Consider the following 21,184-nt stretch of genomic DNA (forward strand, 5'->3'; position numbering starts at 1 on the left):
GCGCGCTGCTGCACGCGGGCATGGGGTACACGTCGTACTCCCGCATGGCCGACCGGCTCGCCGAGATGGCCGAGCTGATCCTGCCCGACCCCGAGCCCCTTCCTGGAGGCACCCCATGAAGATCACCGCATTGACCTTCGCGGCCGCTCTGGCGCTCACGCCCCTCGCCGTGCCCGCGACCGCCGCGGCCGCCCCGTCCACGACCGCCGCCCCGGACGTCCCGCTCGCCGACGTCAAGGCGCACCTGGCGCGGTTCCAGGGCATCGCGGACGCCAACGGCGGCAACCGCGCCCACGGCACGTCCGGCTACCGCGCGTCCCTCGACTACGTGAGAGCCCGGCTGGACGCGGCCGGGTTCGCCACGACCGTCCAGTCGTTCACCGCCCGCGGCGCCACCGGGTACAACCTGATCGCCGACTGGCCCGGCGGCGACCCGGACGACGTCCTGATGATCGGCGCCCACCTCGACGGCGTCGCGGCCGGGCCCGGCATCAACGACAACGGCTCCGGCTCCGCCGCGATCCTGGAGACCGCCCTCGCCGTCGCCCGCGCCGACCTGCGGCCCGGCAAGCACCTGCGTTTCGCCTGGTGGGGCGCCGAAGAACTCGGCCTCCTCGGCTCCACCCACTACGTGAACACCCTGCCGTCCGCCGAACGGCAGAAGATCGGCGGCTACCTCAACTTCGACATGGTCGGCTCGCCGAACCCCGGCTACTTCGCCTACGACGGCGACGGCTCCAGCGGGCCCGGCGGCCCCGCCGGATCCGCCCGCATCGAGACCGTCCTCCGCGAGCACTTCACCGCGCTCGGCGTCCCCGTCCGCGACACCGCGTTCGACGGGCGCTCCGACTACGGGCCGTTCATCCGCGTCGGCATCCCCGCCGGCGGCCTGTTCACCGGCGCCGAGGGCCGCAAGACCGCCGAGGAGGCCCGCCTCTGGGGCGGGCAGGCGGGCGCGCCCTACGACCGCTGCTACCACGCGTACTGCGACACCACCGCGAACATCGACGACACCGCCCTCGACCGCAACGCCGACGCGATCGCCCACGCCGTCTGGACGCTCGCCGGAACCGGCGGCCCGCCGGACGGCGAGGTCGTCCACGCCGACGACCTCGAGACCGACCGCGGCTGGACCGTCGACCCGGACGGCACCGACACCGCGACGTCCGGCACGTTCGAGCGCGGCGCCCCGCAGCCGACCAACTGGTCCGGCGTGAACCTCCAGCTCGGCGCCGCGAGCGGCGGCCACGCCCTCGTCACCGGGGCCGCCGCCGGAAGCGGCGCGGGCGCGAACGATCTCGACGGCGGCACCACGACCGTCCGGTCCGGCCCGATCGCGCTCCCCGCGGGCACCCGCGCCCTCGCGTTCTCCTGGTACCTCGCGCACCTGGACAACGGCTCGTCCGACGATCACCTGCGCGTCGCCGTCGTCGGCCCGAACGGGTCCACGACCGTCCTCGACCGGCGCGGGACGGCCGCGAACGCCCCCGGCGCGTGGACCGCGCACACCGCCGACGTGTCCGCGCACGCGGGCACGACCGTCCGCGTCGTCGTCACCGCCGCCGACGCCGGCGCCGCGAGCCTGGTGGAGGCGGGCGTCGACGACCTCTCGTTCACCAGGTAGCCGCAGGTCGGCCCGGGGTTTCAGTAGTTTCAGAAGCTTGTTTCACAAGGATTGAAAATCCAACACCGGCTGGACTCGTTGACACCGGACACGTCCCCGCGATGTCCTTTTTGGGACGCCCTTCCCGGTCCCGGCGCACGTCGCGACGACGTCCACGACCCGGGGCGGGTCCGACCGCACGTCCCCCGCTCCGGACGTGCACGGAGCGCGGCCGACCCCCGCCCGGCCGCGCGGCGAGCCCCTCGTGTGCAGGGCTCGCCTCAGGAGAGCTGTACGGGACGACATCTCGGCCCGTCCCGTACAGCTCCTCCTGACGGAATGTCGGAGGCCGGGGTCACAATGGGAACATGTGCCGCAGTATCAAGACGCTCCGCCCGCCGTTCACCGAGGACGCGACCGACGAGGACGTCCGGGCGGCCGCGCTCCAGTACGTCCGCAAGATCTCCGGGTTCCGGGCTCCGGCCGCGCACAACGCCGAGGCGTTCGACCGGGCCGTCGAGGAGATCGCCGCCAGCACGGCCCGCCTCCTGGAGACGCTGGAGGTGCGGGGCGCGCGCAGCGCCTGACGGGACGCCGACGGCCCGCGCACGCGACGTGCACGGGCCGTGTCGGCGCGTCTGTCTACTTCTTCTCGGCGGCGATCAGCTCGGCGATCTGGATCGTGTTGAGGGCCGCGCCCTTGCGGAGGTTGTCGCCCGAGCAGAACAGCGACAGCCCGTTCTCCACCGTCTCGTCGCGGCGGATGCGGCCCACGAACGTCGGGTCCTGGCCGGCGGCCTGGAGCGGGGTGGGGACGTCGCTCAGCTCGACGCCCGGGGCGGCGGCCAGCAGCTCGGCGGCGCGCTCCGGCGTGATCGGGCGCGCGAAACGGGCGTTGACCTGCAGGGAGTGGCCGGTGAAGACCGGCACCCGGACGCAGGTGCCCGAGACCTTGAGGTCCGGGATCTCGAGGATCTTGCGGCTCTCGTTGCGGAGCTTCTGCTCCTCGTCGGTCTCGTTCAGCCCGTCGTCCACGATCGACCCGGCCATCGCCAGGACGTTGAACGCGATCGGGCGGACGTACACGTTCGGCTCGGGGAACTGCACCGCGGAGCCGTCGCGGGTGAGCCGATCGGCGTTCTCGACGACCTTGCGGCTCTGCTCGTGCAGCTCCGACACGCCCGCGAGGCCGCTGCCCGACACCGCCTGGTACGTCGAGACGACCAGGGCCTCCAGGCCCGCCTCGGCGTGCAGGGGCCGCAGCACCGGCATCGCGGCCATCGTCGTGCAGTTCGGGTTGGCGATGATGCCCTTCGGCCGGTTCGCGGCGGCGTGCGGGTTGACCTCGGACACCACCAGGGGGACGTCCGGGTCCAGCCGCCACGCGGACGAGTTGTCGACGACGACGGCCCCGGCGGCGGCGACCTTCGGCGCGAGTTCCTTCGAGGAGCCCTTGCCCGCGGAGAACAGGACGACGTCGAGGCCCGCGTAGTCGGCCGCGGCGGCGTCCTCGACGGTGATCTCGCCGTCCCCCCACGGCAGCTTGCGTCCCGCGGACCGCGCGGACGCGAACAGGCGCAGCTCGTCGACCGGGAAGGCGCGTTCCGCGAGGATCTCCCGCATCACGCTGCCGACCTGGCCGGTGGCCCCGACGATCCCGATTCTCATGCGACTCCCTACGATCGCTTGACCTGCGTCTCAGTCGTTCACCCTACGCAACGCCGCCAAGCGCTTTTCAAGCCGGTCGTTCGGGCCGGTTTCGTCTCCCCCTACCGGACCAGGGGCGTCTCAGGGGTGAATCAGGGCGAATCCCGGATGTCAGGCGCCGCCCCGGTGGGCATGATCGAGGCATGGACATGGAGAAGAGCACCGCAAGCAAGTCGCTGAGACGGACCCACGAGGGGCGCCTGGTCGCGGGCGTCTGCGCGGGCGTCGGACGGTTCCTGGGCGTGGACCCCAACATCGTCCGGCTCGGGCTCGCCCTCTTCACGCTGTTCGGCGGCGCCGGGATCGCCCTCTACGTGATCGGCTGGCTGCTGATGCCCGACGAGGGCGCGCCGAAGTCGATCGCCGAGGACCTCGCGAAGAAGGCCGGCGACTCCCCGGCGTTCCAGGACGCCGTCCGGAAGGCGAAGGACGCCGTCAACACCAAGCGGCACAAGACCACCGTCTAGGAGGCGGGGGCCGATCTGCGGGCGTCGTCGCCCGCCTTGGCGACGACGACGGACGCGGCGTGCGTGATCGCCGTGCCGCGGATCTGGTTCCACGACAGGGTGAGCATCGCGGCGGCCGACAGCCCGACGGCGCCCGCGAGCGCCACCACCGTCTGCGGGCCGAGCACCTCGGCGGCGGCCCCGCCGACCAGGATGCCGAGGCCCTGGCCCGCGAGGATGCCCGACTGCGCGAGGCCGAACGCCTGGCCGCGTCCGCTCGGCGGCACCGCGGCGACGAACGCCGCGTTGGCCGCGAGCTGGTACGCGCTGCCCACGCCCGACAGCGCCCACAGCAGCAGCACCGTCCACAGCGGCGGCTGCAGCCCCGAACCGACGAGCGGCACGCACGCCAGCATCGCCATCCAGCCCATCGACCGCAGCCGGCTCGCCGGACGGACGAACCGGCTGTACAGGAACGCGCCGACCACCATGCCCGTCGGCATCGCCGACATCAGCAGCCCCACCGTCACCGCGCTGTCGTCGAACGTCGCCGCGTACGGGGCGGCGAGGCCCTCCGGGATCGTGTAGAAGGCGCACAGCCACGCGAACGACACGAGGGACCGCAGGGTCGGGTCCCCGAACACGAGGCGGGCGCCGTCCCGCATGCCGCGCCACAGGCCGAGCGACTGGGCGTCCCGGTCCTTGGGCGCCGGGCGGCGCCGCAGCCCCCCGACCAGGATCACCGCGGACGCGCCGAACGTCAGGGCGTTGAGGGCGAGCGCCTCCCGGGCGCCGACCGCCGCGACGATCGCGCCGCCAGCCAGGAACCCCAGCATCTGCGTGACCTGGTGGGTGATGTTGTTGATCGCCGTCCCGGCGACGAACCGGTCGCCCTCCAGGACGTCCGGGAGCACCGCCGCGCGCGCCGCCGTGAACGGCGTCCCCAGCAGCACCGTGAGGAACACCAGGACGCACAGCGCCCCTAACGGCAGCGCCAGCACGGCCATCAGCGCGACCAGCACCGCCCGCACGACATCGCAGACGATCATCACGGTGCGGCGCGGGAACACGTCGGCGAGGCCCGACAGCAGGGGGCCGCCGACGATCGGCGGCAGGTACGTCAGCGCGTAGGTGGCGGCGGTGAGCAGGGCGTTGCCGGTGCGCTCGTACACCAGGACGGCCAGCGCCACCTGCGCGAGCTGGTCGCCGATGAACGACAGCGCCTGCGCCAGCCAGAGCGCGCGGAACTCCCGCACCGCGAACACCTCGCGGTAGGTCGCCTGCGCCTCCGGCGGACGCCGGTGCCTGCCGGTCCGTCTCTGCCTACCCGCCACGCGCGCTCCAGGTCGGGCCGCCCCGGGTTGGGCGACACTCCTATTAACTCACGCTGCGTGGCAGTTATGTGACCTACAGTGCCCGATTGCCGTGACTTATTCGCGATCAGTAGCCCAGCTCGTGCAGTCTGTCATCGTCGATTCCGAAATGGTGGGCGATCTCATGGACCACGGTGATCCGCACTTCATCGACCACATCCTCCTCCGTCTCGCAGATCCGGAGGATCTCCCGACGGTAGATCGAAATGTGATCGGGCAGTACACCGCCGTACCAGTCCCCGCGTTCGGTTAGGGGTACGCCTTGGTAAAGACCGAGCAGGCCGTCCTCGGGCGCGTCATCCTCGACGACGATGACGACGTTGCGCATGTGGGCGGTCAGCTCGGGCGGGATGCTGTCGAGGGCCTCGCCCACCAGGTCCTCGAACGCCTCGCGCGTCAACTCGATCACACCGGCCATTCTGCTCGACTGGAAGGGAACCCGTGCCCAAGGTCCGCGCCTCGACGGCCCAGACCCGTTCCCGGCTCGGCGCCGGCCTCCGCCGCCTCGGCGGCTCCCCCGCCGCCCGCCGTGCCCGCACCGCACTCGCCCCCGCCGCCCGCCGCACCGCCGCGGGCGCCCGCCGCACCGGGCGCGTGCTGCGCAGCCGCCCGTCCCGCGTCCTGTACGTCGTCCTCGCCGGCCTCGCCGCCGGTTACATCGGCCTGCTCCTCGGCGGCCGCGTCGTCACCCCCGTCGGCCCCACCAACGTGCAGCTCAGCCTCCAGCCGTCCCTGCACGGCGGGACGGCCCTCGAACTGCCGCCGATCGGGGCGCTGCGGCTCGACACCCACTGGGGGCCGCTCGCCCTCGAGGCGAAGCTCACCGAGGTGCGCCCCGACGAGGCCCAGCGGCTCATCGAGGACGACGTCGAACTGACCCGGCTCACCGACCGGATCGCCGACCAGCTCCGCGACGGCGTCAAGGACCTCCTCGTCCGCGCCGCCGTCCTCGCGCTCGCCGCGAGCTTCGCCGCGACGCTCGTCCTGTTCCGGTCGTGGCGGCGCGCCCTCCTCGGCATGGGCTCGGCCGCCACCGGCATCGCCGCCGTCCTCGTGCTGACGTGGACGACGTTCAACCCGCGCGCGATCAGCGAGCCGCGCTACACCGGCCTGCTCGCGAACGCGCCGCAGGTCGTCGGCGACGCGCAGAACCTCGTCGACCGGTTCTCCGCCTACCGCGAGCAGCTCGCCAAGCTCGTCGGCAACGTCTCCGAGCTGTACGCGACGACGTCCACCCTCCCCGTCTACGAACCCGACCCGTCCACGATCCGGGTCCTGCACGTCTCCGACATCCACCTCAACCCGGCCGCGTGGAGCGTGATCGACTCGGTCGCCACGCAGTTCCAGGTCAAGTTCATCATCGACAGCGGCGACCTCATGGACCACGGCAGCGAGGCCGAGAACGAGTTCGCGAACTCCATCGGGGACCTCGACGTCCCCTACGTCTACATCCGCGGCAACCACGACTCCGAGGCCACCGCCGAGGCCGTCGCCGAGCAGGACAACGCGATCGTCCTGGACGACGAGACCCGCGAGATCGAGGGCCTGCGCGTCTACGGCGTCGGCGACCCCCGCTTCACCCCCGACAAGTCCACCCGCGACGACAACGTCGGCGCCGAGCAGCTCTACGCGCAGGGCACCGTCCTCGCCGAGCAGCTCCGCGAGACCCGCGCCAACCCCGACATCGCCGTCGTCCACGACCCCACCGAGGGCAAGGCGTTCTCCGGGCTGACCCCGCTCGTCCTGTCCGGGCACACCCACACGCGCAAGACCGAACTCCTCCCGACCGGCACCCGCCTGTTCGTCCAGGGCTCCACCGGCGCCGCCGGGCTGCGCGGCCTCGAGCAGGAGGAGCCGACGCCGTTCGAACTGTCCGTCCTGTACTTCAACCGTTCCAGCAAGCGCCTGCAGGGCTGGGACGACCTGCGCCTCGGCGGCCTCGGCCTCACCTCGGCCAACATCGAGCGCCAGCTCGAACCCGAACCGGACCGGGCGATCCGGCCGCGCCCGCCCGCGATCGCGCCGCCGTCCTCCCCGACCTCCCCGTTCCCGTCCGAGTGGCCGTCCGACTGGCCGTCCCGCACCCCGTCCCCGCCGCCCTCGCCGTCCCCGTTCGGCGCCTCGCCCCGCACGTCCGCGTCCGAAGGGGGATAACCGTTTGTGCGGGCGGCCACGTTGTCCCCTACACTTGTCACGGTCGAGTGGCGCACGCGCCACGACACCGGGCCCCCTTCGTCTAGCGGCCTAGGACGCCGCCCTTTCAAGGCGGTAGCGCCGGTTCGAATCCGGTAGGGGGTACCACGCGCATGGCTGCAAGATCGCCATCGCCGTCCGTCCAAACACCAGCGATCGCCGCTCTCGCGGCGCCCGCCTGCGTGTCGAACGTCCCGGGCGTGATCGTGACCTGGACGTCCACCCGGTTGGCGTCCCCATCGTGACGCATCTGCACGGCGAACGCATCCAGCAACCGCCGCAGGACCGTCCCGGGTAGCCGGTCGAGATCGACCGCCCCGGTCGGGATGCGGTCCAGCAGTTCCGGGCACGGCGCCGCCGGCGCCGCGTTCTGCAGTTCCCGCAACGCGGCCTGGCCGGTAGGGCCCGGCGGCGATCGTCTACCCAGGTGCGGTGGCGTGTGCGTTCGTCGGTCGGACGATCTGTTCAGGCGAACGGCGGCGGACCGCTTCCGACCAGCGTGAGGATGTCCGACCAGGCTTCCGAATCGCCGAGCGTGACCTGCCCCTCGCGGCCGTCGGGAAGCCTCAACGTCCGGTCATGAGTGTCGCCGGCGTCGAAGTCGGCGATGGTCGCCGTTCCCGACCACTCCCGCTGCTTGGAGCGCAGATCGACGTAGACCTCGACTTCGGCTCCGTCGCTGCTGATCAGAGTGGCGGGTCCTCTGTAGCGGCTCACGCCCGGGCCTTCTCGGCGAGGCTGGTGTGGAGTGTGTTCATGAGGACGGACCATAGCGTGGAGGTCGGACGTTCCCGCCCCGCGCCGCTCCGATGTGCGGGACGGCGCCGGGTTGCGAAGGGCGTTCCGTCGTCACTTCAGGAGCAGCTCGTCGGCCTGCGAGGCGACGGCGTCCACCAGATCGGGATCGAGGGCCAGGGCCGGGTCGAGCCGGTGCAGGACGCCGGATGCCGCGTCCCGGAGCGAGCCGGACGCGGATCCGGCGGCGTCGCCGCGTTGGTACAGCAGCCATGCCGCGATGATCCGGACCGCGGCGACGGGGGTCGCCCCGTTTCGGCGTGCACTGCGGACGGTGGGAACGACGCGGTCGAGGAGCTTGTCGGCGCCGTTCTCCGCGATCTTGGCGAGGGCGTGGGCGATCCGCGGGTTGGAGAAGCGTTCGACGAGCGCGGCGCGGTAGGCGGGCAGGCCGGGGTCGGCGTCCAGTCCGGCGGACGCCTCGTCCCACCACGCGTCGAGCCACGTCCGGCAGAGCGGGTCGGTCATGGCGTCGGCGACGGTGGTGTGGCCGCGCAGGGAGCCGGCGTAGGCGAGGAGCGAGTGGCCGCCGTTGAGAAGCCGGAGCTTGCGGCGCTCGTAGGGGGCGATGTCGGGGACGAAACGGGCGCCGGCGGCTTCCCAGCGCGGACGTCCCGCGGGGAAGTCCCCGCACAGCGCCCATTCGGCGAACGGTTCCGCCATGACGGGGGCGGCGTCGGTCCGGCCGGTGGCGGCGGCCACCGCCGCCGCGGTCTCGTCCGTCGGCCAGGGGGTGATGCGGTCCGCGACGGTGTCCACGTAGGAGGCGTGCGCCGCCGCCCGCGCCCAGGCCGGGCCGATCGCGTCGGCGAGTTCCCGGACGATCCGGGCGACCGTCCGGCCATTGCCGGGGAGGTTGTCGCACGGCACGATCGCCACCGGCCCGCCGCCGGCCCGCCGGCGTGCGGCCAGCCCGGCCAGCAGCCTGGCCGCCGCGGTGCCGACGGGGGCGTGCGGGGAGGCGCGGAGCGTCGCGATGTCGGCGCGGACGTCCGGGAGGCCGGTGTCGAGGCCGCCGCCGGGCGTTCGGGCGTACCCGGCTTCGGTCACCGTCAGCGTGACGACCGCCAGGCGGGGGTCGCGCCAGTACTCCAGCCAGGCCGCGTGGTCGCCGCCGGGGTGCGCCGCGGAGACGGAGCCGATCCGCTCGAAGCGGTCGCCGCCGGGGCCGCGCGCGACCAGCGTGTACATCCCGTCCTGGGCGTTCAGGCGGTCCGCGGTCCGCGTGCTGCGGCCGGTGAACGCGGCGATGCCCCACTGCGGGGCGTCCGGCGAGTTCTCGGTGTACCAGGCCTGGTGGGCGCGGAAGAAACCGCCGAGGCCGAGGTGGAGGATCCGCACCGGGGCGGACGGACGGCCGTCGCGGGCACGGGTCAGCGGGGGCATCACAGCTTGAACGCCCGGCGCGGATTGACGGTGACCAGTTCCGCGGCCGTCTCGAATGCCTCTTCCTCGGTCAGCCGGTGCTCGGCCACCAGTTCGGCGAGGAAGCCGCTGTCCAGGCGGCGGGACATGTCGTGCCGGGCCGGGATGGAGCAGAAGGCGCGGGTGTCGTCGACGAATCCGGTGGTGCGGGAGAGTCCCGCCGTCTCGGTGACGGACCGCTGGAACCGGCGGATCGCGTCGGGCGCGTCGAGGAACCACCAGGGCGCCCCCGCGTACACCGACGGGTAGAAGCCGGCGAGCGGCGCGATCTCCCGGGAGAACGCCGTCTCGTCGATGGTGAACAGGACGAGCCGGAAGCCGTCCGCGGTTCCGTACCGCTCCAGCAGCGGCCGGAGCGCGTCGGTGAACTCGGCGCGCAGGGGGATGTCGTGGCCGGTGTCGGGGCCGTAGCGGTGCAGGGTCGGCGCGTGATGGTTGCGGCGCACCGCCGGGTGCAGCGTCATCACGAGACCGTCCTCGCACGACATGCGGGCCATCTCCAGCAGCATGTGCCGCCGGAACGCGAGCGTCTCCGCCTCCGTCGCGTCGCCGGCGAGGGCGGCGCGGTAGATGCGGGCGGCGTCGCGGGACGGCAGCGGGTCCGTGCGGACGTCCGCGTGGCTGTGGTCGGCGGACGTCGCGCCGTGCGCGACGAAGTGGCGGCGCCGCGCTTCCAGCGCCCGGATGTATCCGTCATAGCCGGACGTGTCGGTGTCGGCGGCCTCGCCCAGCCGCCTGACCGCCTCGGCCCAGCCGGCCTGGTCCGGCTCCAGGTAGCGGTCGGGACGGAACGTGGGGACGACCCGCGCCCGCCAGGCGGCGTCCTCGGCGAGGGCGCGGTGCGCGGTGAGATCGTCGCAGGGATCGTCGGTCGTGGCGAGCACGTCGATGCCGAAGCGCTCGAACAGTGCGCGCGGGCGGAAGGACGGTTCCGCGAGCCGCTCGGCGATCCGGTCGTAGATCCGGTCGGCGGTGTCCGGTGCGGGACGGTCCTCGACGCCGAAGACCTCGCCGAGTTCGGCCTCCAGCCAGTACCGGACGGGCGTTCCGCGGAAGACCGGCCAGTGCTCGCACAGCCGCCGCCACGCCGTCCGGGCGGCGGTCTCGGACAGCAAGCCGCGTCCCACGCCGAGCTCGTGCAGCGGGACGCCGTCGGCGTGCAGCAGCCGGGTGACGTAGTGGTCCGGGGAGATCAGCAGGCTCGCCGGGTCGCCGAACGGTTCGTCCTCGACCAGCAGCCGCGCGTCGACGTGACCGTGCGGCGACAGGATCGCGAGTCCCCGGACGGAGTCGTAGAGCCGCCGCGCCAGCGCGCGCACGCCGGGATCGGCGGGCAGCAGCCGGTCGGGATGCAGATGGATCGGCATGTGCCGAATGGTCGTCGGCGTCCGGCGCGCCGGGCAATCGGTTGCCACATGTTGCCGTGCGCGGTTGCCCGTGGGACGGCGGGCGTGATCCGCTGGCGCCATGACGCACCGGATCGGCGGCCCGCACGGCGTTCTCTCCGACGAGCAGGCGGCGGACTTCGTCGCCGAAGGGCTCGCGGCGGAGGATCTGGACGGCCGCAGCGTGTGCCTGGTCGTGCCCGACGGCACCCGGAGCTGCCCGCTGCCGATGCTGCTGCGCGCCGTCCACGCCGCGCTGCACGGCCGCGTCTCCCGGCTGACCGTCCTCGTGGCGCTGGGGACGCACGCGCCGATGAGCGACGCGGAACTGGCGGCGCACGTCCCCGCGCTCCCCGGGATGACCGTGCTCAACCACGCGTGGTGGGAGCCGTCGACGTTCGTCTCGCTCGGCGCGATCGGCGCGGCGCGGGTGGGCGAGCTGTCCGGCGGGCTGCTGCACCACGGGGTGGACGTGCGGATCAACCGGGCCGTCGTGGAGCACGATGTCGCGCTCGTCGTCGGGCCGGTGTTCCCGCACGAGGTCGTGGGGTTCTCCGGCGGCAACAAGTACTTCTTCCCGGGCGTCGCGCACGCCGACGTGATCGACCTCTCGCACTGGCTGGGCGCCCTGATCACCAGTGCGGACATCATCGGCACGCGCGGTGTCACGCCCGTCCGCGCCCTCATCGACGAGGCGGCCGCGCTGATCCCGGGCCGCAGGCTCGCGCTGTGCGCGGTGGTCGCGTCCGGTTCCGGGGAGCTGCACTCGCTGGCGTTCGGCTCCCCGGAGGAGGCGTGGGCGGCGGCGGCCGAGGTGTCGACCGGCGTCCATGTCCGTTACCTGGACGCGCCGGTGCGGCGGGTGCTGTCGGTGATTCCCGGCAAGTACGACGACATGTGGACGGCGGCGAAGGGCTTCTACAAGGTCGAGCCGGTCGTCGCGGACGGCGGCCAGGTCGTCCTGTACGCGCCGCACGTCCGGACGATCTCGGCGATGCACCCCGAGATCGAGGAGATCGGCTACCACTGCCGCGACTACTTCACGAAGCAGTGGGACCGCTTCCGGCATCTGCACTGGGGCGTTCTCGCCCATTCCACCCACCTGCGCGGCGCGGGCACCTACGACCCGGAGCGCGGCGAGCGGTGCCGGGTCACCGTCACGCTGGCGACGGGCATCCCGGAGGACGTCGTGCGCCGCGCGAATCTCGACCACCTCGACCCGGCCGCCGTCGACGTCGACGCGTTCGCCGCCGACCCGGACGCGCTCGTCGTGCCGCAGGCGGGCGAGGTGCTGTACCGGCTGCGCGGCTGAGCGGATGCGGACCGCGTGGATCGACGCCTCGGCGGGCGTCGCGGGGGACATGCTGCTGGCCGCGCTGCTCGACGCGGGCGCCGCGCCGTCGTCCGTCCGGGCGGCGGTGGAGGCGGTGGTCCCGGGCGAGGTCCGGCTCGTGCGCGAGGAGGTGACGCGAGCGGGGATGCGGGCGGCGCGCGTCCGGGTCGTCCCGGGCGGGGACGGCCACCCGCACCGGACGTGGCGCGACGTCCGGCGGCTGCTCGCGGGTGCCGACCTGCCCGCCCGGGTGCGCGAGGACGCGCTGGCGGTGTTCGGGCGGCTCGCCGCGGCCGAGGGGCGCGTGCACGGCGTCGCCGCCGACGACGTCGCCTTCCACGAGGTCGGCGCGTGGGACTCCATCGCGGACGTCGTCGGGGTCTGCGCGGCCCTGCACGACCTGGCGGTGACCGACGTGGCCGCGGGCCCGGTCGCCGTCGGCGCGGGACGCGTCGCGACCGCGCACGGCGACATGCCGGTGCCCGTGCCCGCCGTCGCCGAGCTGGCGGCCGGACGGCGCGTCCTCGCCGGCGGCGACGGCGAGCTGGCCACGCCCACCGGCATGGCGCTGCTCGCCGTGCTCGCCCGCGAGGAGCGCGGCCTGCCGCCCATGCGGCTGGAGGCGACGGGCGTCGGCGCCGGTTCCCGCGACACTCCCGGACGGCCCAACGTCGTGCGCGTCCTCCTCGGCGCCGCCGGGGAAAGGCCGGTGGACGGGGGGAGCGCGGCCGAGGCGGTCGTCCTGGAGGCCAACGTCGACGACCTCGACCCGCGCGTGTGGCCGGGCGTCCTGGCGGCCCTGCTGGAGGCGGGGGCGTCCGACGCGTGGCTCGTCCCCGTCCTGATGAAGAAGGGCCGCCCGGCGCACACGCTGTGCGTGCTGGGCCCGCCGGGGCGGGCGGACGGGCTGCGGACGGCGATGTTCCGGCTGACCAGCACGCTCGGCGTCCGGGAGCGGACCGTCCGCAAGACGATGCTGCGGCGCGGCTGGGCGCGGGTGGACGTCCTCGGCGCGCGGCTGCCGGTCAAGGTGGGGCACCGGGACGGCCGCATCGTGCAGGCGGCCCCCGAGTTCGAGGACGCCGCCCGCCTCGCCGCCGCACGCGGCGTCCCCGTCCGCGCGGTCCTCGACGCCGCCGTCGCCGCCGCGCACGCCGCCGGGCTCGCGCACGGCGAGCCGGCACCGCCCGGCCTGGAGGCGGCCCCGCCCGCGTGACTCGGGCGGTCGGCCGAGGGCGGTCGGCCGAGTGCGGTCGGCCGAGTGCGGTCGGCCGAGTGCGGTCGGTTCAGTGCGGTCGGTTCAGTGCGGTCGGTTCAGTGCGGTGCCGCGATCTGCGCGGCCAGGTGCCCGGCGCCGTACCCGTTGTCGATGTTGACCACCGCGACGCCCGGGGCGCACGCGTTGAGCATCGACAGCAGCGGCGCCAGCCCGCCGAACGCCGCGCCGTACCCCACCGACGTCGGCACCGCGACGACGGGCGCGGGCACCAGGCCCGCGACCACGCTCGCCAGCGCCCCGTCCATGCCCGCCGCCACGACGATCGCGCGGGCCGCACGAAGCGTGCCGAGCAGACCGAGGACGCGGTGCAGGCCCGCGACGCCCACGTCCACGGCCAGCTCGCACGGACGCCCGAGGTGACGCGCGGTCAGCTCGGCCTCGCGCGCCACCGGCAGGTCGGACGTGCCCGCGGCCAGCACGACCACGTGCCCGCCGGACGGCTCCGGCGGCTCGGGCGGCCACGCCAGCAGCCGTGCGCCGGGCTCGTGGCGCGCGTCCGGCAGCTCGGTGGTCACCGCCCGCGCGTGCTCGGGCCCGGCGCGCGTGAACAGCGCGGCGCCGCCCCCGGTTCCGCGTTCGCGCAGCCGCGCGGCGATGGCGCGCACCTGCTCCGGGGTCTTGCCCTCGCAGTACACCGCCTCCGGGTAGCCGCGGCGCGCCGTCCGGTCGTGGTCGAGCCGGGCGAACAACGCCGGAGGGCGCCACGCGTCAGCCATGCCGCACCTCCACCAGCGGCAGCGTGAACGCGCCCGACTGGATGCCGGCCAGGTCGACGGCGACCATGCGGAACCCCGCCCGCCGCACCGCCGCCAGGACGTCCGCGCGCAGCCCGCCCGCCAGCCGCGCGATGTCGGCGACCGGGACCTCGATGCGGGCGACCTCGCCGTGGTGCCGGACCCGGCAGTCGCGCAGCCCCAGCCGCCGCAGCGCCCGCTCGGCCTCCTCCACCTGCGCCAGCTTCTCCGGGGTGACCTCCGCGAAGTGCGGGATCCGGGACGCCAGGCACGGCGCGGCCGGCTTGTCCGCCGACGGCAGGCCGAACGCGGCGGCGATCCGCCGGACCGCCGCCTTGCCGAGGCCCGCGTCGGCGAGCGGGCGCAGCACCCGGTGCTCCGCCGCGGCCCGGGAGCCGGGACGGTCGGGGCGGCGCGCGTCGTCGGCGTTCTCCCCGTAGGCGACGGCGGTGACGCCGTGCGCCGCCGCGACCTCCGCCGAGATCCGCGTGAACAGCTCGTCCTTGCAGTGGAAGCACCGGTCGGGGCCGTTGGCGCGGTAGGCGGGCGCATCGCCTTCGCGGGTCTCGACCTCCACCACGGTCGCGCCGACGTGCGCGGCGACCTCGTGCGCCGCGCGCCGCTCGTCCGCCGCGAGGCTGGGGGAGACGCCGAGCACGGCCAGCACCCGGTCCGCGCCCAGCTCCCGGACGGCGATCGCGAGCAGGACCGAGGAGTCCACGCCGCCGGAGAACGCCACGGCGAGCCGTCCGGACGTGCGCAGCAGCGCGCCCGCGCGGTCGGCGTCCCGCGCGTCCTCCCCGGTCAGCAGGGGCGGCATCGTGATCACCTCGCGGTCGGTTTCCGGCCGTTCAGGCCCTTCCAGCGCGCCCGGAGGGCGTGCGCGGCGCTCTTCGGCCGCCGGTCGCGGGTGAACACGCCCTTCTTGTTGCCGTCCACGCGGTGGATGCCGTTGGACGTGGCGAAGTCGGCGAAGTTCCAGACGTGCTCGCCGACGAACGCCTCGAACCGGTCGAACACCCGGTGGTTCATCTCGAAGTAGGCCCGCTGGTACTCCTCCGTCCAGGGGACGTCCCATACCGAGTGCAGGCCGGGCATGGTGTCGGCGCCGTACTCGCCCATCATGACGGGCTTGCCGAACTTCTCCACCCAGCCGCGCAGGTCGTGCTCCAGGTACCGCTCGGCCGCCTCGAGGTCGCCGTTGGCGATGTACCAGCCGTAGTAGCGGTTGACGGTGACGACGTCGAAGAGGTCGGCGATGAGGTCGTTGTCGCCGGTCGCGCCCAGCCAGGCGGTGTGGGTGATCGGGCGGGTCGGGTCGAGCTCGCGGGTCAGCTCCACCAGCGGCTCGAAGTACTCCCGCGCCCCTTCCTCGGCGGAGGAGGACTCGTTGGCCAGGCACCACATCACGACGCTCGGGTGGTTCTTGTCGCGGGCGATCAGCTCCCGGAGGTGGCGGGCGTGAGCCGCGCGGGTGGCCGCGCCGAACGCCTCCGGCGCCCAGGTGGGGTCGTGCGGACGCCCGGTGAGCCCGCCCTGGACGGCCAGGTTGAGCCCGACGGCCGCGGTCTCGTCGATGACGACGACGCCGTGCCGGTCGGCGAACTCCAGCACCTCTTCCGCGTACGGGTAGTGGGAGGTGCGGAAGGAGTTCGCGCCGATCCAGTCCATGAGCTGGAAGTCGTGCACGAGATAGGCGTCGTCGTGCCCCTTGCCGCGCACGGGGGTGTCCTCGTGCTTGCCGAACCCGGTGAAGTAGAACGGCTCGCCGTTGATCAGGAACTCGGTGCCGCGCACCTCGACCGTGCGGACGCCGAACGGCTCCCGGTAGACGTCGAGGACGCCGTCCCCGTCCTCGTCGAGCACCTCCACGACCAGCTCGTACAGGTACGCGGCGCCCGGCCGCCACGGCGTCACGCCGTCGATCCGCAGGACGCCGTCCGCGCCGGCGGCCGCCGCGACCTCAGCGCCGTCCGCGTCGAGCGCCCGCACGCGGACGGGCGCGCCCGCGCTCGTCGCGACCGAGTATCCGACCGTCCCGACCGTGCCGTCGAGGCCGGTCGTGATCGTGACGTCCGTGACGTGCACCGGCGGCACGCTGTGCAGCCAGACCGAGCGCGCCAGCCCGGCGTAGTTGTAGAAGTCGTGCTTGTACTGCTGCTCGCGGCGGCCGCTCCGCGACACGGTGACCGTGCCGGGCGGGATCGTCACGTTCGTCAGCTCGTTGTTCACGCCGATCGTCAGGCGGAACTCGTCGCCGGGGCGCACCTGCCCGGTGATGTCGGCCTCGAACGGCGTGTAGCCGCCGACGTGCTCGGCGACGAGCACGCCGTCGACGTAGACGCGGCCCTCGTGGGTGGCCGCGTCGACCCGGAGCAGGACGCGCTCGTCCGTCCAGCCGCGCGGCACGCGGGCCGTCCGCTGGTACCAGACCCACCCGACATGGTCGCGGATCGCGGGGTCGGTGAACAGGTCGTTGTAGCTCGCCGGGACGGCCGCCTCCAGCGGCGTGTCGAGCGGACCGTTCCATGGTTCGGGCCCGGCGGCGCCGTCGAGGGCGAACCGCCAGAGGCCGTCCAGGTTCACCTGCTCGCGGGTGGGAGTGGATCGTGGTTTCAGCATGGGGCTGCTCCTGTCGCGGACTCGGCCACCGGGCCGTCCGGGTGATGAGGGGGGAAGCTCACTCGCGCCCGCTTCCGGCGAGCCCGTGACGTTCCAGCAGCCGCGCCGGCGTTCCGGTGCTCACGCCGCGGGCGTGGTACTTGACGAACGGCGTCGGCGTCCGGTGTCGTGATCCGTACGCCGTCGAGGGCGATGTACACGGGATCGCCGACGACGAGGTGGACGCTCCGGTGGGCTCCGGCGCCCGAGTACCACAGGGAATCGCGGTGCGCCCGGCACTCCTCGGGGACCGTGAACGTCTTGCGGTACTCGTACACGCCGCCCGGGTAGAACCCGGACGAGCCGCCCGCCTCGGGCGCCCGGACGCTCTCGAACCCAGCCCGAGTCGAACGGCGTCCGCTTCACAGATCCTCCCGGCGGTCTCGGTGCGCGACCGATGAGAATCGTCGGCGGCGCGGCGAAGGGGTGGCAACGGGTTGCCATGAGTTGTCCCGGTCCGCCTCCCGCCCGCGGACGCTGCGCGATCAGGAACGTGAGGTACGTCGTGCACGACGCCTGGCCGAAGAAGAACGCGAACCGGCCCAGCCAGTTCCACGCGAAGTCCGGATGGGCGGGTCATCCGTGGGCTCCTTGTCCGATCTCGGCGTCCTGGAGGCGTCGCCGTTCCGCGCGTCGCCGTGCCTGCTCGTCCGGGTCGGCGACGGGCGCGGCCAGCAGGAGCCGGCGGGTGTAGGGGTGCTCGGGTTCCGAGGTGACCGCGCCCGCCGGTCCGGTCTCGACGATGTCGCCCCGGTACACCACGCTCACCCGGTGGCTCACGTGCCGGACGACCGCGAGGTCGTGCGACACGAACAGGTAGGCGACGCCGGTGCGCCGCTGGATGTCGATGAACAGATCGAGCACGCGGGCCTGCGTCGACAGGTCCAGCGCCGACACCGGCTCGTCGCAGACGATCAGCCGCGGCTCCGGGGCGAGGGCGCGGGCGATGGCGACGCGCTGGCGCTGCCCGCCGCTGAACTCGCGGGGGAGCCGCTCCGGCGCGTTCGCCGGGAGGCCCACCTGGTCCAGCAGTGCCCGCATCCGCGCCCGCGCGTCCTTGAGGGAGGCGCCCTGCACCACCAGCGGTTCGCTCAGGATGTCGCCGACCGTCAGGTTCGGGTTCAGCGAGCCGTACGGGTCCTGGAACACGACCTGCAGGTCGCGGGCGAGCGCGCGGCGCGCGCGTGCCGGCGCGTGCGTGATGTCCCGGCCCTGGAACCGGACGCGGCCGCCGCTCGGCTTCACGAGGCCGAGGACGGCGCGTCCGATGGTCGTCTTCCCGGACCCGGACTCGCCGACGACGCCGAGCGTCTCGCCCTCGCCGACCGTCAGGGACACGCCGTGCAGCACCTCCACCGGGCGCGCCCGGAAGCCGCGTCCGGGGTAGGCGACGCGCAGGCCGTCCACGTCGAGGAGCGGCGCCGTCATCGGGCCTCCTTCGCGACGGTCTCCCCGGACGGGCCCGGGCCGCGTCCGGCGGCGTCGCCGGGCGGCGGATCGGACCGCACGGCGTCGCCCGGGATGGAGTCGAGCAGCATCCGCGTGTAGGCGTGCCGCGGGTCGCCGAAGAGCTCGGCGGTGGTCCCGGTCTCGACGATCTCGCCGTGCCGCATCACCGCGACCCGGTCGCAGATGTCGGCGACCACCCCGAAGTCGTGGGTGACCAGCAGCACGGCCATGTTCAGCTCCTTCTCGAGGTCGCGCAGCAGGTCGAGGATCTCCGCCTGCACGGTCACGTCCAGCGCGGTCGTCGGCTCGTCCGCGATCAGCAGGACCGGGCGGCTCGCGACCGCGCCCGCGATCAGCACCCGCTGCGCCATCCCGCCCGAGATCTGGTGCGGGTACGACCGGAACGTCCGCTCGGGGTCGGGGATGCCGACCCTCTTCAGCAGTGCGAGCACCCGCGCGCGGGCGTCCCGCCGCGAGATCCGGGACGTCGCCGCCGCGCGGACGCCCTCCACGAGCTGGGCGCCCACGGTGAACGACGGGTCGAGGTTCGACATCGGCTCCTGCGGGACGTACGCGATCGACCGGCCGCGGACGTCGCGCAGCTCTCCCTCGCCGAGGCCCAGCAGCTCCCGTCCGTCCAGCCGGATCGAGCCGCGGGTGACGACGGCCTCCGCGGGGAGCACGCCGAGGACCGCGAACGCCGTCTGCGTCTTCCCCGAACCCGACTCGCCGACCAGCCCGAGCGTCTCCCCGGACGACAGGCTCAGCGTCACCCCGGAGACGACCTCCTGCAGTTCGCCCGACGGCGCGGGGTAGGCGATCGCGAGGTCCTCGACCGTCAGCAGCCCGGCCGCCGGGCCCGCGTCCGCGGGCGCCGCCGCCTCCGGCCCGGTTCGGACGATCTTGGCAGGCTTCGGCTGCGCACCCTGGAGCGTGTCGCGCAGGGCGTTGCCGAACAGGACCAGCGCGGCGTTGATGATCCCGAGCAGCGCGCTCGGCCAGACGAACTGGAGCGGCTCCTCGTACAGGTTCAGGAAGCCCTCGGAGATCATCGCCCCGAAGCTCGGGGCGGCGCTCGATCCGACGCCGAGGAACGCCAGCCCGGACTGCAGGGTGATCGCCTGGCCCGCCAGGAACGCGGTCGCGATGACGACCGGTCCCCGGACGGCGACCAGCACGTGCCGTCCGAGAATGCGCGGGGTCGTCAGCCCCGAGACGCGCGCGGCGTCCACGTACGTCTCGTTCTTCACCCCGACGACCAGGTTGCGCACCAGCCGGTAGATGCCCGGCGACAGCAGCACCCCGAAGATCGCCATGGTCGTCCGGTAGTCGCCGCCGGTCACCGGCATCAGCACGATGAGCAGCAGCAGGCCCGGCAGCGTCATGATGAGGCTGAACGCCCACTCGGTGAGCCCCCGGACGCGCCGCTCGAAGTACCCGCCGACGAGCCCGGCGGTGACGCCGATGGCGAGCGCGATGCTCGCCGCGATGAGCGCCGACACGACGCTCGTGTTGATCGAGTGGAGCAGCCGGGCGAAGATGTCGCGGCCGCTGCCGTCGCCGCCCAGCGGATACCCGGGCGTCCCGGGATCGGCGTTGATCGCGTCGAGCGACGCCTCGTTCGGGCCGTGCCCGGCCAGCAGCGGGGCCAGCAGGCCGAGGACGACGATGACCAGCAGCAGCCCGGCGGTGACGACGGCCTGCGGGTCCCGCAGCAGCCGCCGCGCCGCCGAGCTGCGGCGGGACGGCGCCGCGCCGGTCTCGCAGGTCTCCTCGGTCGGGTTCGGTGCGTCCGTGCTCAATGGACCCTCGCCTTCGGGTTGAGCCAGCCGTTCACGAGGTCGACGGCGAGGTTCACGCTCACCACCATGAGGACGGCGAACACGGTGACGCCCATGATGATCGGGACGTCGCCCTGCAGCGACGCGTCGAACGCGTACGTGCCGAAGCCCGGCAACGCGAACACCGTCTCGATGACGAGCGCACCGCCCAGCATCCCGATGAACTCGAACGACAGCACGGTCAGCGCGGGTCCCGCGGCGTTGCGCAGCGCGTGCCGCAGGACGACCGAGCGGGTGCGGATGCCGCGCGTTCGCAGCGTCCGGACGTAGTCGCGGCGCAGCTCGTCGATCATCGACCCGCGGACCTGCGCGGTCAGCGACGCCACGGCGGACACCACCAGCGCGATCACCGGGATGGCGATCGACGCCGCCCAGCGCGCCGGGTTCTCGGTGACGGGCGTGTACCCGGTGGCCGGCAGCAGCTTCAGGTTGATCGCCAGGACGACGACGAGCACGATCGCGATCAGCAGGTTCGGCAGCAGGTAGCCGGTGAGCGAGGCGCTCTGGGCCAGCCGGTCCACGGCGCCGCCGCGCGTCGCCGCGAGCACCCCGAGCGCGACGCCGACGACGATCGTGGCGATCAGCGCGACGACCACGATCGACATCGTCACGCCGAGCCGGGAGGCCACCGCGGGCCCGACCGGCTCGCTCGTGAAGTAGGAGATGCCGAAGTCGCCGCGAACGGCGTGGGACAGCCAGTCGAAGTACTGGACGAGCACCGGGCGGTCCAGGCCCAGGTCCGTCTTCATCGCCCGGACGGACTCGGGGGTGGCGGCGGGACCGAGCCTGCCCCGGACGATGTCGTCGAAGGACAGGCTCAGCAGCAGGTACGTGATCAGCGTGACCAGCACCGCGAGCACCAGGCCGGTGGCCGCCCGCCGCAGTGCGTACAGGAACATGGGGTCTCCTTCGGGGGTGGGCGGACCCCGCGTGCGGCCGGACGCCGCCCGCGGCGTCCGG

At 73.7% G+C, this 21,184-nt stretch carries 18 protein-coding genes and 1 tRNA gene; 7 read left to right on the top strand and 12 right to left on the bottom strand.

Annotation, left to right across the window (positions count from 1 at the left end):
* The first annotated feature begins 115 nt into the window (after window positions 1–115).
* Together AB0L25_RS24375 and AB0L25_RS24380 are read left to right on the top strand one after the other, a co-directional pair.
* Window positions 116–1,624, top strand: a complete 1,509-nt coding sequence (locus AB0L25_RS24375) for a M28 family metallopeptidase (protein WP_500174977.1) — start codon at window positions 116–118, stop codon at window positions 1,622–1,624.
* A 347-nt stretch (window positions 1,625–1,971) separates the two neighbouring features.
* Window positions 1,972–2,190 carry a DUF2277 domain-containing protein gene (locus AB0L25_RS24380; protein ID WP_026403462.1) on the top strand — a complete coding sequence of 73 codons (219 nt, stop codon included), beginning with the start codon at window positions 1,972–1,974 and terminating at the stop codon, window positions 2,188–2,190.
* Between the two features lie 55 nt (window positions 2,191–2,245).
* Here the strand turns inward: AB0L25_RS24380 and AB0L25_RS24385 are convergent, their stop codons facing one another.
* Entirely contained in the window at window positions 2,246–3,271 is a 1,026-nt protein-coding gene (locus AB0L25_RS24385) for an aspartate-semialdehyde dehydrogenase (RefSeq protein ID WP_500174978.1), read from the bottom strand.
* A 182-nt stretch (window positions 3,272–3,453) separates the two neighbouring features.
* Between AB0L25_RS24385 and AB0L25_RS24390 the strand changes: the two genes are divergently transcribed.
* Window positions 3,454–3,777 carry a PspC domain-containing protein gene (locus AB0L25_RS24390; protein WP_500174979.1) on the top strand — a complete coding sequence of 108 codons (324 nt, stop codon included), beginning with the start codon at window positions 3,454–3,456 and terminating at the stop codon, window positions 3,775–3,777.
* Here AB0L25_RS24390 and AB0L25_RS24395 read toward each other — a convergent pair.
* Both AB0L25_RS24395 and AB0L25_RS24400 read right to left on the bottom strand, forming a co-directional pair.
* Complete coding sequence (locus AB0L25_RS24395; RefSeq protein ID WP_500174980.1) at window positions 3,774–5,090, bottom strand: MFS transporter; 1,317 nt, start codon at window positions 5,088–5,090, stop codon at window positions 3,774–3,776. The genes AB0L25_RS24390 and AB0L25_RS24395 overlap by 4 nt on opposite strands.
* Before the next feature lie 106 nt (window positions 5,091–5,196).
* Window positions 5,197–5,538 carry a metallopeptidase family protein gene (locus tag AB0L25_RS24400; protein WP_026403474.1) on the bottom strand — a complete coding sequence of 114 codons (342 nt, stop codon included), beginning with the start codon at window positions 5,536–5,538 and terminating at the stop codon, window positions 5,197–5,199.
* A 32-nt stretch (window positions 5,539–5,570) separates the two neighbouring features.
* Between AB0L25_RS24400 and AB0L25_RS24405 the strand changes: the two genes are divergently transcribed.
* Together AB0L25_RS24405 and AB0L25_RS24410 are read left to right on the top strand one after the other, a co-directional pair.
* Window positions 5,571–7,283 carry a metallophosphoesterase family protein gene (locus AB0L25_RS24405; RefSeq protein ID WP_500174981.1) on the top strand — a complete coding sequence of 571 codons (1,713 nt, stop codon included), beginning with the start codon at window positions 5,571–5,573 and terminating at the stop codon, window positions 7,281–7,283.
* 71 nt (window positions 7,284–7,354) lie between these two features.
* Window positions 7,355–7,430 (top strand) — tRNA-Glu (locus AB0L25_RS24410).
* 357 nt (window positions 7,431–7,787) lie between these two features.
* On the opposite strand, the gene AB0L25_RS24415 is transcribed toward AB0L25_RS24410, so the two are convergent.
* The 3 genes from AB0L25_RS24415 to uxaC form a co-directional block, all read right to left on the bottom strand.
* A complete protein-coding gene (locus AB0L25_RS24415) occupies window positions 7,788–8,039 on the bottom strand; it encodes a DUF4873 domain-containing protein (protein WP_500174982.1) in 252 nt (83 codons plus the stop codon).
* A 132-nt stretch (window positions 8,040–8,171) separates the two neighbouring features.
* Window positions 8,172–9,503 (bottom strand): mannitol dehydrogenase family protein, encoded by a 1,332-nt coding sequence (locus AB0L25_RS24420; protein ID WP_500174983.1) that lies wholly within the window; start codon window positions 9,501–9,503, stop codon window positions 8,172–8,174.
* Window positions 9,503–10,909, bottom strand: a complete 1,407-nt coding sequence (gene uxaC, locus AB0L25_RS24425) for a glucuronate isomerase (RefSeq protein WP_500174984.1) — start codon at window positions 10,907–10,909, stop codon at window positions 9,503–9,505. Before uxaC ends, AB0L25_RS24420 begins: the two co-directional genes overlap by 1 nt.
* Before the next feature lie 100 nt (window positions 10,910–11,009).
* Between uxaC and AB0L25_RS24430 the strand changes: the two genes are divergently transcribed.
* Entirely contained in the window at window positions 11,010–12,239 is a 1,230-nt protein-coding gene (locus AB0L25_RS24430) for a lactate racemase domain-containing protein (protein WP_500174985.1), read from the top strand.
* A 4-nt stretch (window positions 12,240–12,243) separates the two neighbouring features.
* Window positions 12,244–13,476 (top strand): nickel pincer cofactor biosynthesis protein LarC, encoded by a 1,233-nt coding sequence (larC, locus tag AB0L25_RS24435; RefSeq protein WP_500174986.1) that lies wholly within the window; start codon window positions 12,244–12,246, stop codon window positions 13,474–13,476.
* Between the two features lie 98 nt (window positions 13,477–13,574).
* Here the strand turns inward: larC and larB are convergent, their stop codons facing one another.
* From larB to AB0L25_RS24465, 6 genes are all read right to left on the bottom strand, one after another.
* Window positions 13,575–14,255 carry a nickel pincer cofactor biosynthesis protein LarB gene (gene larB, locus AB0L25_RS24440; RefSeq protein ID WP_500174987.1) on the bottom strand — a complete coding sequence of 227 codons (681 nt, stop codon included), beginning with the start codon at window positions 14,253–14,255 and terminating at the stop codon, window positions 13,575–13,577.
* Window positions 14,248–15,093, bottom strand: a complete 846-nt coding sequence (gene larE / locus AB0L25_RS24445) for an ATP-dependent sacrificial sulfur transferase LarE (protein WP_500174988.1) — start codon at window positions 15,091–15,093, stop codon at window positions 14,248–14,250. Before larE ends, larB begins: the two co-directional genes overlap by 8 nt.
* Window positions 15,094–15,098: 5 nt before the next feature.
* Window positions 15,099–16,895 (bottom strand): beta-glucuronidase, encoded by a 1,797-nt coding sequence (uidA, locus tag AB0L25_RS24450; protein ID WP_500174989.1) that lies wholly within the window; start codon window positions 16,893–16,895, stop codon window positions 15,099–15,101.
* Window positions 16,896–17,510: 615 nt separating this feature from the next.
* Window positions 17,511–18,362: an ATP-binding cassette domain-containing protein gene (locus tag AB0L25_RS24455; protein ID WP_500174990.1), complete on the bottom strand. Its 852-nt coding sequence runs from the start codon at window positions 18,360–18,362 to the stop codon at window positions 17,511–17,513.
* Complete coding sequence (locus AB0L25_RS24460) at window positions 18,359–20,185, bottom strand: ATP-binding cassette domain-containing protein (protein ID WP_500174991.1); 1,827 nt, start codon at window positions 20,183–20,185, stop codon at window positions 18,359–18,361. Before AB0L25_RS24460 ends, AB0L25_RS24455 begins: the two co-directional genes overlap by 4 nt.
* Window positions 20,182–21,123 (bottom strand): ABC transporter permease, encoded by a 942-nt coding sequence (locus AB0L25_RS24465; protein ID WP_500174992.1) that lies wholly within the window; start codon window positions 21,121–21,123, stop codon window positions 20,182–20,184. The genes AB0L25_RS24460 and AB0L25_RS24465 overlap by 4 nt, the downstream gene beginning before the upstream one ends.
* Window positions 21,124–21,184 lie beyond the last annotated feature (61 nt).

The organism is Spirillospora sp. NPDC052242 (genome assembly GCF_040679555.1).
GTDB lineage: Bacteria > Actinomycetota > Actinomycetes > Streptosporangiales > Streptosporangiaceae > Spirillospora.